Consider the following 13,691-nt stretch of genomic DNA (forward strand, 5'->3'; position numbering starts at 1 on the left):
GCGGAACCATGCATGTCACGCATCTGTCGCTCGCCGACTTCCGCTCGTACGCCCGGGTCGAGGTCCCGCTCGACCCGGGCGTCACGGCGTTCGTGGGGCCCAACGGGCAGGGCAAGACCAACCTCGTCGAGGCGGTCGGCTATCTGGCCACGCTCGGCAGCCACCGGGTCTCCTCGGACGCTCCCCTGGTGCGGATGGGCGCCGACCGGGCCATCGTCCGGGCCGCGGTCGCCCAGGGCGAGCGGCAGCAGCTCATCGAGCTGGAGCTCAATCCGGGCAAGGCGAACCGCGCCCGGATCAACAGGTCGTCTCAGGTCAGACCGCGCGACGTGCTGGGGATCGTGCGGACGGTGCTGTTCGCGCCCGAGGACCTGGCGCTGGTCAAGGGCGACCCCGGCGAGCGCCGGCGGTTCCTCGACGAGCTGATCACCGCCCGTTCTCCGCGGATGGCGGGCGTGCGCGCGGACTACGACCGCGTCCTCAAGCAGCGCAACACCCTTCTGAAGACGGCGGCGCTGGCCCGTCGGCACGGCGGCCGGAGGGGGGCACCTCCCGCGCGAGCGGATTCGAGCGTGGGGGCGGACCTGTCGACGCTGGACGTCTGGGACCAGCACCTGGCCCGCGCCGGCGCCGAACTCCTGGCCCAGCGGCTCGACCTGATCGCCACGCTGCGGCCGCTGGCGGACAAGGCGTACGAGCAACTGGCGCCGGGCGGCGGCCCGTTGGGGCTGGAGTACCGCGGTTCGGCGGGCGAGGCGATGACTGCCGCCGCGAGCCGCGAGGAGTTGTACGGCGCGCTGCTGGCGGCGCTGGGCGAGGCCCGCAAGAACGAGATCGAGCGCGGGGTGACCCTGGTGGGGCCGCACCGCGACGAACTGTTGCTGAAACTGGGGCAGTTGCCGGCCAAGGGCTATGCGAGCCACGGCGAGTCCTGGTCGTACGCGCTGGCCCTGCGGCTGGCCTCGTACGAGCTGCTGCGCGCCGAGGGCAACGAACCGGTGCTGGTGCTCGACGACGTCTTCGCCGAGTTGGACAGCCGGCGCCGGGAGCGGCTGGCGGAGCTGGTCGCGCCGGGCGAGCAGGTACTGGTGACCGCGGCGGTGGACGACGACGTGCCGGGCGTGCTGGCCGGGGCGCGGTACGCGGTCTCCGGCGGCACCGTGGAGAGGGTGGACCGGTGACCGAACCGCAGCCGGAGCAGCCCAAAACCCCCGAGCTGTCCGGGGTGGACCTGGCCCGGCAGGCGCTGGTGGCCGCGAAAGAACAGGCGCGCGCCCGGGGCGCGGCCGTGCAGCAGAAGAAGCAGGCCCGTCGCGGCGGACTGCGCTCGGGCGCGCGGGCGGACGGCCGGGATCCGCTGCCGTTGGGCGCCGCGATCAACCGCCTGATCACCGAGCGCGGCTGGGAGACCCCCGCCGCGGTCGGCGGGGTGATGGGCCGTTGGCCTCAGCTGGTGGGTCCCGAGGTGGCACAGCACTGCGAGCCGCAGCGGTACGACGAGGACGCCCGCATCCTGACGGTCCAGTGCGACTCGACGGCCTGGGCGACCCAACTGCGGCTGCTGGCACCGCAGCTGGTGGCCCGCCTCAACGAGGACCTGGGCCACGGCACGGTGAAGATGCTCAAGGTGCTGGGGCCGGGCGGTCCGGCGCGCCGGTACGGAGCCCTGCGCGCGCCGGGCAGTAAGGGGCCCGGCGACACCTACGGGTGAGGGCCGCCACACGATCGAGAATCCCGCCGATGGGGGCGGTGTTTCACGGGAAACACCGCCCCCATCGCACGTCCGTGGCCGGTCACGGACCGTTTCACGTGAAACGGCGCACGTCCGTACGAGCCGTGTAAACACGTGTGACGCATGAGACTTCACAGGCGGTCGCCACCGGTTGACATCTCGAAGCGCTGAGTGCCCGTGTGAGCGTCCTGAGGCCCCGTCTCGCATATGGGGAGTCGGCGGATGCTGGTTCAGGGCGGCACATGACGACTCAGGCGCCTGCAAACCCCCATGAGTGTCGGCGCTACCGGTAGACTGGTGGCAATCCCGCCCACTCGCGGAACAAGTCGAACGACGAGCCGCTCCCATCTGTTCTTCGCGGGGAGATCGCAACAGGTGTGGAAGGGCTCGTGCTGTGCCAGAAAGGGCGCTTCGTGGCCGACTCCGGCGACCTCAACGAGAACAACATGGCTTCTACCGAAGAGGGGGGTTCGGCCGGCGCCGTGGGCGACTCCTCGGTGGAGAAGTCGTATGACGCCAGCGCGATCACCGTCCTTGAGGGCCTGGACGCGGTTCGTAAGCGCCCCGGCATGTACATCGGCTCCACGGGCGAGCGCGGTCTGCACCACCTCGTGCAGGAGGTCGTCGACAACTCCGTCGACGAGGCGCTGGCCGGTCACGCCGACACCATCGAGGTGACGATCCTCGCCGACGGCGGTGTGCAGGTCGTCGACAACGGTCGCGGTATCCCCGTCGGCATCGTGCCGTCCGAGAACAAGCCGGCCGTCGAGGTCGTGCTGACCGTTCTGCACGCCGGCGGCAAGTTCGGCGGCGGCGGGTACGCGGTCTCCGGTGGTCTGCACGGTGTGGGTGTCTCCGTCGTGAACGCCCTGTCGACCCGGGTCGCGGTCGAGATCCGCACGGACGGCTACCGCTGGACGCAGGAGTACAAGCAGGGCGTGCCGACCGCCCCGCTGGCCAAGCACGAGGCCACCGACGAGTCCGGCACCTCGGTGACCTTCTGGGCCGACCCCGAGATCTTCGAGACCACCACCTACAGCTTCGAGACGCTGTCGCGGCGCTTCCAGGAGATGGCGTTCCTCAACAAGGGGCTGACCATCTCGCTCACGGACGAGCGCCCGGACCATGTGGACGAGGAGGGCAAGCCGCTCTCGGTGCGGTACCACTACGAGGGCGGCATCGTCGACTTCGTGAAGTACCTCAACTCCCGCAAGGGGGAGCTGGTTCACCCGACGGTCGTCTCGGTCGAGGCCGAGGACAAGGAGCGGAACCTCTCCGTCGACCTCGCGATGCAGTGGAACACCCAGTACAGCGAGGGTGTCTACAGCTTCGCGAACATCATCCACACCCATGAGGGCGGCACCCACGAGGAGGGCTTCCGCGCCGCGTTGACCGGTCTCGTCAACCGCTACGCGCGCGACAAGAAGCTGCTGCGCGAGAAGGACGACAACCTCACGGGCGAGGACATCCGCGAGGGTCTGACCGCGATCATCTCGGTGAAGCTCTCCGAGCCGCAGTTCGAGGGCCAGACCAAGACCAAGCTGGGCAACACCGAGGTGAAGACCTTCGTCCAGAAGGTCGTCCACGAGCACCTCAACGACTGGCTGGACCGCAATCCCAACGAGGCCGCGGACATCGTCCGCAAGGGCATCCAGGCGGCCACCGCCCGGGTCGCGGCCCGCAAGGCGCGCGATCTGACGCGCCGCAAGGGCCTGTTGGAGACCGCGTCGCTGCCCGGCAAGCTCAGCGACTGCCAGTCCAACGACCCCACCAAGTGCGAGATCTTCATCGTCGAGGGTGACTCCGCCGGTGGCTCGGCCAAGTCCGGTCGTAACCCGGAGTACCAGGCGATCCTCCCGATCCGCGGCAAGATCCTCAACGTCGAGAAGGCCCGGGTCGACAAGATCCTGCAGAACAACGAGGTCCAGGCGCTGATCTCGGCCTTCGGCACCGGCGTGCACGAGGACTTCGACATCGAGAAGCTCCGGTACCACAAGATCATCTTGATGGCGGACGCCGACGTCGACGGTCAGCACATCAACACCCTGCTGCTGACCTTCCTGTTCCGCTTCATGCGCCCGCTCGTCGAGGCCGGCCACGTCTACCTCTCCCGCCCGCCGCTGTACAAGATCAAGTGGGGCCGGGACGACTTCGAGTACGCCTACTCCGACCCGGAGCGGGACCAGCTGATCGAGCTCGGCAAGCGCAACGGCAAGCGGATCAAGGACGACTCGGTCCAGCGGTTCAAGGGTCTCGGCGAGATGAACGCCGAGGAGCTGCGCGTGACGACCATGGACGCCGACCACCGGGTGCTCGGCCAGGTCTCGTTGGACGACGCGGCCCGCGCGGACGACCTGTTCTCCGTCCTCATGGGCGAGGACGTCGAGGCGCGCCGCTCGTTCATCCAGCGCAACGCCAAGGACGTCCGCTTCCTCGACATCTGAGCCCTGTCGGCCCGCACAACAGCCGCAGCTCGAAAGGACTTTGAACCACCATGGCCGACGAGAACCCCCCTGTGACCCCGGACGGCGTGACCGCCGAGGGCGCGCCCGCCGCCATCGAAGGCGTCGGGATGCGCGTCGAGCCCGTCGGGCTCGAAACGGAGATGCAGCGCTCCTACCTCGACTACGCGATGTCCGTCATCGTCTCGCGTGCGCTGCCCGACATCCGCGACGGCCTCAAGCCGGTGCACCGCCGCGTGTTGTACGCGATGTACGACGGCGGCTACCGCCCCGAGAAGGGCTTCTACAAGTGCGCCCGCGTCGTCGGCGACGTCATGGGTACGTACCACCCGCACGGTGACACCTCCATCTACGACGCGCTGGTCCGCCTCGCGCAGCCGTGGTCGATGCGGATGCCGCTGGTCGACTCCAACGGCAACTTCGGCTCTCCGGGCAACGACCCGGCCGCCGCCATGCGGTACACCGAGTGCAAGATGGCGCCGCTGTCGATGGAGATGCTCCGGGACATCGACGAGGAGACCGTCGACTTCCAGGACAACTACGACGGCCGGAACCAGGAGCCGACGGTCCTGCCGGCCCGTTTCCCCAACCTGTTGATCAACGGCTCGGCCGGCATCGCGGTCGGCATGGCGACCAACATCCCGCCGCACAACCTCCGCGAGGTCGCCGAGGGCGCGCAGTGGGCGCTGGCGCACCCGGAGGCGTCCAGCGAGGAGCTGCTGGACGCGCTGATCGAGCGGATCAAGGGCCCCGACTTCCCCACCGGCGCGCTGGTGGTGGGTCGCAAGGGCATCGAGGAGGCGTACCGCACCGGCCGCGGCTCCATCACGATGCGCGCGGTCGTCGAGGTCGAGGAGATCCAGAACCGCCAGTGCCTGGTGGTCACCGAACTCCCCTACCAGGTCAACCCGGACAACCTCGCGCAGAAGATCGCCGACCTGGTCAAGGACGGCAAGATCGGCGGCATCGCGGACGTCCGCGACGAGACCTCCTCGCGCACCGGCCAGCGGCTGGTCATCGTCCTCAAGCGGGACGCGGTCGCCAAGGTCGTCCTCAACAACCTCTACAAGCACACCGATCTGCAGACCAACTTCGGCGCGAACATGCTCGCGCTGGTCGACGGCGTGCCGCGCACCCTCTCCCTGGACGCCTTCATCCGGAGCTGGGTCACGCACCAGATCGAGGTCATCGTCCGCCGGACGAAGTTCCGGCTGCGCAAGGCCGAGGAGCGGGCCCACATCCTGCGCGGTCTGCTCAAGGCGCTGGACGCGATCGACGAGGTCATCGCGCTGATCCGGCGCAGCGATACGGTCGAGGTGGCCCGCGAGGGCCTGATGGGCCTGCTGCAGATCGACGAGATCCAGGCCAACGCGATCCTGGAGATGCAGCTCCGCCGGCTGGCCGCCCTGGAGCGTCAGAAGATCACCGCCGAGCACGACGAGCTCCAGCGGAAGATCAACGAGTACAACGCGATCCTGGCCTCCCCGGAGCGGCAGCGCCAGATCATCAGCGACGAACTGGCCGCGATCGTCGAGAAGTTCGGCGACGACCGGCGCAGCAAGCTGGTGCCGTTCGAGGGCGACATGTCCATCGAGGACCTGATCGCCGAAGAGGACATCGTCGTCACCATCAGCCGTGGTGGCTACGTGAAGCGGACGAAGACCGACGACTACCGCTCGCAGAAGCGCGGCGGCAAGGGCGTACGGGGCACCAAGCTCAAGGAAGACGACATCGTCGACCACTTCTTCGTCTCCACCACCCACCACTGGCTGCTGTTCTTCACCAACAAGGGCCGGGTCTACCGCGCCAAGGCGTACGAACTCCCGGACGCGGGACGGGATGCGCGCGGTCAGCACGTCGCCAACCTCCTGGCCTTCCAGCCGGACGAGCAGATCGCGCAGATCCTGGCGATCCGCGACTACGAGGCGGCGCCCTACCTGGTCCTCGCCACCAAGGCCGGCCTGGTGAAGAAGACCCCGCTCAAGGACTACGACTCGCCCCGCTCCGGCGGCGTGATCGCGATCAACCTGCGCGAGCAGGCGGACGGCAGCGACGACGAGCTGATCGGCGCCGAGTTGGTCTCGGAGAGCGACGACCTGCTGCTGATCAGCAAGAAGGCCCAGTCGATCCGCTTCACCGCGACCGACGAGGCGCTGCGCCCGATGGGCCGGGCCACCTCCGGTGTGAAGGGCATGAGTTTCCGCGAGGGTGACGAGCTGCTCTCGCTGAACGTGGTCCGCGCGGACACCTTCGTCTTCACCGCGACCGACGGCGGCTACGCCAAGCGCACCGCGGTCGACGAGTACCGCGTCCAGGGTCGCGGTGGCCTCGGCATCAAGGCCGCGAAGATCGTCGAGGACCGCGGTTCGCTGGTCGGCGCGTTGATCGTCGAGGAGGCCGACGAGATCCTCGCGATCACGCTCAGCGGTGGCGTGATCCGCACGCGGGTCAGCGAGGTCCGGGAGACCGGCCGTGACACCATGGGCGTCCAACTGATCAACCTGGGCAAGCGAGATGCCGTCGTCGGCATCGCGCGCAACGCCGAGGCCGGCCGGGAGGCCGAGGAGGTCGACGGGCCCGACGGGGTCGAGGAGACCGGCGCGGCCGAGGAGTCCGGGTCCACCGCAGTCGAGGGCGAGCAGCCCGCGGCGGAGTAACACGAGGAGTAGGTCGTGAGTGGAGCCACGGGCGCTGCGACGGGCAAGGCGGGAGTCACCTCGGACTCCGCGGCGGAGCCCGCCCCCAAGGAACGCAGCGCCCGTGGCTCCGTCGCGTCCGACGGCGCCCGGGAGAAGGGCGCCCACGAGGGGGGAACCGTGAGCAACACCCGTCAGCCGCAGCCCCAGCCGCAGCCCCAGCCACAACCCCAGTCCCAGCCACAACCCCAGTCCCGGCCGCAGACGAAGACCACCGGCCAGGGGCAGCCGCAGGGCGGCGCCCAGCAGCCCTACCAGCCGCCGCAGGCGTACCACACGGGCGCCGGGGGCCCCGGTGCCGAACAGGCCGTGCGCAAGCCGCGTACGGGCGCCAGCACGGCGCCGCGGACCCGCAAGGCCCGCCTCCGGGTGGCGCGCACCGACCCCTGGTCGGTGATGAAGGTCAGCTTCCTGCTCTCCGTCGCGCTCGGCATCTGCACCGTGGTGGCGGTGGCGGTGCTGTGGATGGTGATGGACGCGATGGGCGTCTTCTCCACCGTCGGCAAGACGATCAGCGAGGCGACCGGCTCCGCCGAGGGCGGTGGCTTCGACCTCCAGTCGTTCCTCTCGCTGCCGCGGGTGCTGCTGTTCACCTCCGTCATCGCGGTGATCGACGTGGTGCTGGCGACCGCGCTGGCCACCCTCGGGTCCTTCATCTACAACCTGTCGGCGGGCTTCGTCGGTGGCGTGGAGCTGACGCTCGCGGAGGACGAGTGAGGGCCTCTGGCGGGCCGTCTGCGCCGGGCGTTCCGAGGGCCTGCGGAACCGATTTTGGGAACGCCTCTGAAGTGCGCTAATCTTCTGGTGCAGCGAGCGAGCGGCTATAGCTCAGACGGTTAGAGCGCTTCCCTGATAAGGAAGAGGCCCCAGGTTCAAGTCCTGGTAGCCGCACCGCAGAATCGGCCCGGTCGGAGGTTTCTCCGACCGGGCCGATGCCTTTGTCGGCACTTCCCGGTTCCGGGAACCGAAGCCGGGCGCGATTCGTTCTGAAGAAGCGGGAGTTGGGCTCCCTCGGCGCCTCCGGACGGGGTGTTGCCGAGTGCGGGCTAGATAACCGATCGATATCGGCCGGTGTGTATCATCGGCCGACATAGAGGTCCCCTACGTCAACGAAAGACGAGGTCGCGCGGTGAAGAAGCTGATCCTGGTCGCACTGGCCGCCATCGGCGGGCTCCTCGTGTACCGCCAGATCCAGGCGGATCGCGCCGAGCAGGATCTGTGGACGGAGGCGACCGACTCCGTGCCCGCAGGTTCCGGTGTGTGAGACCACACGCACAGCACAGTTCGTATGGACCCCGGTTGCCCCAAGGGCGGCCGGGGTTTCGTACGTGTCGGGGGTGGGCAGAGGGGCTCCTGATTTTGCTATCGCACACCTATGGATTGCAGTGGCAAAGTCGCTGGTCGTGAGGCCGAAGTCCGGGTGGTGACCGGCGGGACACGAGGGGGACGAGAGATGGCACGACCACCACGCAGGCGGGCGGCGGCGCCGGAGGCGGGGGCCTCCACGGCGCGAACGAGGTGGAGAACCCGGGGGACTTGGGGGGCGGTGGTACTGGCGCTGACCGCGGCGGTGCTGCCGGCCTCGGCGGCCCCGCGGGCGGCGCCGGCGGCCGACGGCAGCGGACTGGTGACGGTCCTGGACTCCTCGCGCTCGATGGCCGGGAGCGACGGCGCCGGCGGCACCCTCATCGCCGCCGCCCGCAAGGCAGTCGGTGGCGTCGCGGACGCCCTGCCCGAGGGCTACCCCACCGGTCTGCGGGTCTACGGCGCGGACAAGCCCAAGGGGTGCGACGACACCCGTCTCGCGCAGCCCGTCGGCCCGTTGGACCGCGGCGGCCTCACACGGGCCGTGGCGGGCCTAACGCCCAAGGGCGACGCCCCCATTGGGCTCTCGCTGACCAGGGCCGCCCAGGACCTCCCCAAGGCCGCGACCGGTGCCTCCGGCAAGCGCACCATCCTGCTGATCTCCAACGGCCAGAGCGGCTGCCCGTCCCCGCCGCCCTGCCAGGTAGCCGCCCAACTCGCCTCCTCCGGCGCCGATCTGCACATCGACGTCGTCGGATTCCACCCGGCCGCCAAGGACCGCCCCCAGCTCCAGTGCATCGCCAAGTCCGGCAACGGCCAGTACTACGACGCTCCTGACGCCGCGTCGCTCGCCCGCCAGGTGCAGCGCGCCGGTCAACTCGCCGCGGACAGCTACCGGTTCCGGGGCACCCAGGTCCACGGCACTGATGACCAGAAGGGCGCGCCCACCCTCGCCCCCGGCCAGTATCTGGACAGCATCGGCCCCAACGAGGTGCGCTACTACGCCACCGATCTGGACGCGGCCTCGACCGCCGATTTCTCGGCCACCGCGGTGCCGCCCTCCGGCGCCTCGGTGGACCTCCTCGACACCGTCAGCGCCCGCATCGTCCAGGGCACGGACGGCAGTTGCCAGTCCTCCACCGCGCGCTTCGGTCAGCGGGAGGGGGCCACACCACTGACCGCCAGCGTCAGCCGCATCCCGTCGCGCGGCGGCAGCGCCCGCTGCGACAAGGCGGGCCGGTACTGGCTGGCCGTCGAACGCCGCGCCGCCACCGGCTCGGACGCCGCGCGCTGGCCGATCGAGCTGGTGTTTCACGTGGAACATCCGCTGAAGAAGGGCGTCACCCCCGCGCAGGCGACGCCGCAGTACGGCACCGGCGGCAAGGACGCCACGCTGCCCACCACCGCGCCCAAGGACGTCTCCGGCGGCACCGGCTTCAACGACGCCCACGAGCTGGGTACCGGCGTCTGGCAGGACACGATCCTTCCCGCGCAGACCCGTTGGTACAAGGTGCCGGTCAGTTGGGGCCAACAGCTCCGCTACGACGTCCAGTTCGGCACCGCACCGCGCTCCGGGGCCGCCTCCCACGTCTCGTTCGGCAGCACCCAGGTCTATACGCCGTTCCGCGCCCCGGTCGGCAGCGGGACCGGTGAGTTCACCCCGCAGGTGCCGTACACGGGGCGGGCGGCCTCGCTGAGCATGGGGACGGTCCCGGTCTCCTGGACCAACCGCTACGAGACCCACCCCAACGTCGTCCCCGTCCACGCCAACGGCACCTTCTACATCGCGGTCACCCTCGGGGCCCGGGCCGCGCAGATCACCCAGAACCCGCGGATCGGCGTGGTGCTGCGGGTCGCCGTCCTGGGCCGGGCGAAGGCCGGACCGGAGGCCGATGCGATGTCCGTCAAGGACGAGGCGTCCGGGGGCGGTTCGGGCTCCGGAGCCACTGGGTCCGGGGGCGGCCACTGGCCCGCGCTCCGGATCGCCGGGGTCTCCGTCGGCGTGCTGGGCCTCCTGCTGCTGGCCGGGCTGGGGACGGCGTACGCACGGGCCGGCCGGAGGCCGTGGTCGCGGGGCGCGGACACCGGGGGAGGCGCGCGGTGAACGAGGCCGGCGCGGACCGCCGGCGGTAGTGCCGCCCGCGGCGGGGGAGTTGAGGTGCCGGCGCTCGCGTGCGAAGCGGTGCGCCGGGCCGCGGTGCCCGGTTCAGCCGGCGAGCAGCGCCCACACCCCGACGGCGATGCACAGCAGCGCCACGACCAGGACCGGGACCGCGACCTTCGGGGGCGGTCCCGGTGGACGTACCGGGGCGGCCGAGGGAGCCACCGCCGGCGCTCCGGGGCCGTCGCCGGTCGGGGGCTGCGCCGGCAGCGGCGGCTGACCGGTGGTGTACGGGCGGGTCGCGGCTGCCTGCGGGCGCACCGAGGAGGTGGGCACGATGTCCGTCGGCTCGATGGGCTCCGGGGGAGGCGTACGGGGCGGGGTGGTCGGCGGGGCCGGGACGGTGCCGCGCGGCGGGGTGCCCAACGGCGGTGCGCCGGCCGGCGGGATCGGCGGCGGGGTGCTCGGCGGCGGCGGAACGGGCGGCGTCGCCGGGGCCGGCGGCGCGAGGTGGAAGCTGCCGGTGTCCGACATGGACGAGGGGCCCAACGGCGCACCGCCGCCCCCGGCCGCCGGTGTCCCGGGGGAGCCGCCGGCGGGCCGTGCGGCGCCGTGCCGGCCCTTCGACGAGTGCAGCGGCCCGTCCGGTCCGAACCCGGACGGCAGCGGGCCGATGTGGTCGAAGACCTCGATGACCTCGTCCTCAAGCGTCGCCTCCGGCAGCAGCTCGGCGGCCGCCAGCAGCGCCTTCCGCGCCCCCGTCGCGGTCTTGAAGCGGGCCTCCGGATCCGGGTGCAGCAGCGACGCCAGCACCTGCCACAGGGGCTCCGGAACGTCCTCCGGAGCCGGCGGTATGCCCTGCTCCGCGAACCGCCGGATCAGCGCCTCGGCGTCCGGCTTGGCCCCGGTGATCAGGCTCAGCGCGACCAGCCCGGCGGCGAACAGGTCCGCGGGGAAGTCCGGCTCGGCGCCCAGCATCTGCTCCGGTGCGAAGTAACCCGGCGTTCCCACCACGTAGTTGGCCTCGGTCAGCCGCGGCTCGCCCTTGCGCATCGCGATGCCGAAGTCGGACAGCCGCAGGTGCGGGCGGCCGGTGCCGGTGGCCTCCAGCAGGATGTTCGCCGGTTTGATGTCCCGGTGCACCACGCCCTCGGCGTGCACGGCGGTCAGCCCGGCCAGCAACTGGTCCATCAGCGTGCACACCATCCGCGCCGGCAACGGGCCGTAGTCCCCGGTCAGATGGGCCAGCGAGCCGCCGTGCACCAGGTCCATGGTGAACAGCACCTGGTCGTCGTCGGCGGCCCAGCTCGCCGGGGCCAGCACATGCGGATGGTCGATCCGCAGCGCCTGCTCGCGGACGAACCTCAACAGCGTGTGTGCGTCGCTCTGTTGCAGCACCTTGGCCGCCACGTAGCGGCGGCGCCGGTGGTCCCAGGCCCGCCAGACCGCGCCCACGCCGCCCCGGCCGATCGGGTCCACGAGCTCGTACCGGCCGGCGAAGATCTCACCCATTGCGCCCCGTCCGCTGCTGGATCACGACTCCTTCAGGCCAACTCCCCGGTGGCCGCCCGCGCTTGGCTAGCTCTGGTGCGACTCGTAGTGGGCGACCGCGTCGGAGGTGCGACCGGCACCGTAGACCCGCAGGAACTCCGCGAGTTCGGGGTGGGTGGCGGTGAGGCTGTTCGCCGCGTCGATGATCTCGCCGGCGTCGGAGACCGACCGCAGCAGCGACTGGATCTCCCGCACCACCCGGCGCACGGTGGTGGCCCCCGTCGACGACGTGGTCTGCGCGGTGTTGTTCAGCACCGAGCCGCCCGCCGTCTTCTTGATCTCCTCCATCCGGTCGGTGGCCTCGGCGGCGCTGACGCTGCCGTCCGCCACCTGACCGGCCAACTCCTGGAGCGCCTGCACCCGCTGGACCACGGCGGGGTTGCCTATCTTCGCGCGCTGCCCGCTCATCAGCTGCGACAGCATCGGCGCGGACAGGCCGAGCACCGCGGCCAGCCGGGCCTGGTTCAGCCCGAGGTCGTCGATGAGACGGCGAAACAGCGCGCCCAGGGGTTCCCCGTACCAACTGCGCTGGAGCTCCCGGGCCCGTGCGGTGGCTTCCTGCTGTGCTGCATCCATGCCGTCTCCCCTGTCTCCCCGATCGCGCTTCGCTGCCGCGAATCTCGCGAAGCATCCTACGGAGAGCGACGGTGTGCGGCGATACCCGGTCGGGAAAGGGCCCCGACACCGGGTACCCTGTTCGGCGAAGGGGCCTTAGCTCAGTTGGTAGAGCGCTGTCTTTGCATGGCAGATGTCAGGGGTTCGACTCCCCTAGGCTCCACTTCAATCCCCCTCCGACCTGCGAAAACGTGGTCGGAGGGGATTTTTTGTGCCCGCTTCCGTACCGCGGTGGGACGGGCTCGCGGTCGGTGGCGACGGCGGCGGTCCGGCGGGCTGGGGCGCCCCTTCTGAAAGCGGGCTGCCGAGGTGATCCCGGCGCCCCGCCCACCGAACTCCCCTTCCCCGCCCACGCATTGGACGCAGGACGCCACCCTTCCCCGACACGCGGCCGGGCCGCGCCCTGGTGGAGGGGCGCGGCCCGGGGGCGGGGCGGAAGGGGATCAGGCGTTGCCGCCGCGCCGTTTGTCGGGGTCGGTCTCGGCCTGCTTGGCCTGGACCTCGGGGTCGAGCGGGGCGTCCTGGCCGACCTCGGTGGGTGCCGGCGGCTCGACCAGCCAGTCCGGGTTGGCCTGCTTGTCCCACCACTTCCAGGCGGCGACCGCGCCGGCGACCACGATGCCCAGCAGCGCCAGCCGCTTGGCGGCCTTGCCGCAGGCGGCCCGGCGGCACTGCTTCCGCTGCAGCTTCTCGATCTCCGCGGCCGTCACCTGCCCGCGCAGCGCGGCCAGCGCCGCGGCGCCCCGGGCGAGCGCCTCCTCGCGCACCGGCTCGGCCGCCGCACGGGCGTTGACCACGGCGTTCTCCAGCCGCGGGCTGGTGTAGTCGGCGGCCTGCCGGGCGGCCTGGCGGGTGCGGACGGCGGCCCGGGTCGCGGCCGCGTCCACCTTGGGCGGCAGCGACCCGCGGGCGTGCTCGATCCGCGGCTGAAGATGGGTGTCGTACTGGGCCCTGGCCTGCTGGGCCGCCCCTGCGACCCTGGGAGCGAGCCGGGCGCGCGCCTCCTGGGTGTAGTGGACAGCGGTGTCCTTGGCCGTACCGGCGTAAGGAGCCACCACCTCCGCTGCGTGCCGCACGCCGTCCTTGGCCGAATGGGTCGCGGCGCGCACGCTGTCCTTGCGGGTCACGGGGATCCTCCTCCTCGGTGGGGTCCGGGTCTGGGGGCTGCTCCCCCACCTCTGTTGTGTCGCCTGTCCACCCGATTGACGAGCATGCCCGCTTGCCGGACG

Annotated in this window: 10 protein-coding genes and 2 tRNA genes; 9 read left to right on the top strand and 3 right to left on the bottom strand. The window is 71.1% G+C overall.

What is annotated here, in order from left to right; genetic code table 11:
* Positions 1-8: 8 nt before the first annotated feature.
* The 8 genes from recF to ACFVFQ_RS15295 all read left to right on the top strand — a co-directional run bounded on the left by recF (position 9) and on the right by ACFVFQ_RS15295 (position 10,299).
* Complete coding sequence (recF, locus tag ACFVFQ_RS15260; RefSeq protein WP_383414843.1) at positions 9-1,181, top strand: DNA replication/repair protein RecF; 1,173 nt, start codon at positions 9-11, stop codon at positions 1,179-1,181.
* A complete protein-coding gene (locus ACFVFQ_RS15265; RefSeq protein WP_383414845.1) occupies positions 1,178-1,711 on the top strand; it encodes a DUF721 domain-containing protein in 534 nt (177 codons plus the stop codon). The genes recF and ACFVFQ_RS15265 overlap by 4 nt, the downstream gene beginning before the upstream one ends.
* Before the next feature lie 410 nt (positions 1,712-2,121).
* A complete protein-coding gene (gyrB, locus tag ACFVFQ_RS15270) occupies positions 2,122-4,176 on the top strand; it encodes a DNA topoisomerase (ATP-hydrolyzing) subunit B (protein ID WP_383414849.1) in 2,055 nt (684 codons plus the stop codon).
* A 50-nt stretch (positions 4,177-4,226) separates the two neighbouring features.
* Complete coding sequence (gene gyrA / locus ACFVFQ_RS15275) at positions 4,227-6,851, top strand: DNA gyrase subunit A (protein WP_383414853.1); 2,625 nt, start codon at positions 4,227-4,229, stop codon at positions 6,849-6,851.
* Positions 6,852-6,866: 15 nt separating this feature from the next.
* Entirely contained in the window at positions 6,867-7,607 is a 741-nt protein-coding gene (locus ACFVFQ_RS15280) for a DUF3566 domain-containing protein (RefSeq protein ID WP_383414856.1), read from the top strand.
* 100 nt (positions 7,608-7,707) lie between these two features.
* Positions 7,708-7,781: transfer RNA gene (locus ACFVFQ_RS15285), tRNA-Ile, on the top strand.
* A 238-nt stretch (positions 7,782-8,019) separates the two neighbouring features.
* A complete protein-coding gene (locus ACFVFQ_RS15290) occupies positions 8,020-8,154 on the top strand; it encodes a DLW-39 family protein (RefSeq protein ID WP_016472047.1) in 135 nt (44 codons plus the stop codon).
* 189 nt (positions 8,155-8,343) lie between these two features.
* Positions 8,344-10,299 (top strand): hypothetical protein, encoded by a 1,956-nt coding sequence (locus ACFVFQ_RS15295; protein ID WP_383414859.1) that lies wholly within the window; start codon positions 8,344-8,346, stop codon positions 10,297-10,299.
* 102 nt (positions 10,300-10,401) lie between these two features.
* Here ACFVFQ_RS15295 and ACFVFQ_RS15300 read toward each other — a convergent pair whose 3' ends face one another.
* Positions 10,402-11,808 carry a serine/threonine-protein kinase gene (locus tag ACFVFQ_RS15300; protein ID WP_383414861.1) on the bottom strand — a complete coding sequence of 469 codons (1,407 nt, stop codon included), beginning with the start codon at positions 11,806-11,808 and terminating at the stop codon, positions 10,402-10,404.
* Positions 11,809-11,874: 66 nt separating this feature from the next.
* Positions 11,875-12,423: a helix-turn-helix domain-containing protein gene (locus tag ACFVFQ_RS15305; protein WP_383414864.1), complete on the bottom strand. Its 549-nt coding sequence runs from the start codon at positions 12,421-12,423 to the stop codon at positions 11,875-11,877.
* A gap of 129 nt (positions 12,424-12,552) precedes the next feature.
* Between ACFVFQ_RS15305 and ACFVFQ_RS15310 the strand changes: the two genes are divergently transcribed.
* Positions 12,553-12,625: transfer RNA gene (locus ACFVFQ_RS15310), tRNA-Ala, on the top strand.
* 280 nt (positions 12,626-12,905) lie between these two features.
* Here the strand turns inward: ACFVFQ_RS15310 and ACFVFQ_RS15315 are convergent.
* Positions 12,906-13,589: a DUF5324 family protein gene (locus ACFVFQ_RS15315; protein WP_383414867.1), complete on the bottom strand. Its 684-nt coding sequence runs from the start codon at positions 13,587-13,589 to the stop codon at positions 12,906-12,908.
* Between the last annotated feature and the right edge of the window lie 102 nt (positions 13,590-13,691).

It is taken from the genome of Streptomyces sp. NPDC057743 (genome assembly GCF_042798755.1).
Lineage (GTDB): Bacteria > Actinomycetota > Actinomycetes > Streptomycetales > Streptomycetaceae > Streptomyces.

What these genes read in the sequence shown, in the direction of transcription:
- ACFVFQ_RS15305 (WP_383414864.1), bottom strand. Translation starts at nt 12,423, where the DNA reads ATGGATGCAGCACAGCAGGAAGCCACCGCACGGGCCCGGGAGCTCCAG.
- ACFVFQ_RS15300 (WP_383414861.1), bottom strand. Translation starts at nt 11,808, where the DNA reads ATGGGTGAGATCTTCGCCGGCCGGTACGAGCTCGTGGACCCGATCGGC.
- recF (WP_383414843.1), top strand. Translation starts at nt 9, where the DNA reads ATGCATGTCACGCATCTGTCGCTCGCCGACTTCCGCTCGTACGCCCGG.
- ACFVFQ_RS15295 (WP_383414859.1), top strand. Translation starts at nt 8,344, where the DNA reads ATGGCACGACCACCACGCAGGCGGGCGGCGGCGCCGGAGGCGGGGGCC.
- gyrA (WP_383414853.1), top strand. Translation starts at nt 4,227, where the DNA reads ATGGCCGACGAGAACCCCCCTGTGACCCCGGACGGCGTGACCGCCGAG.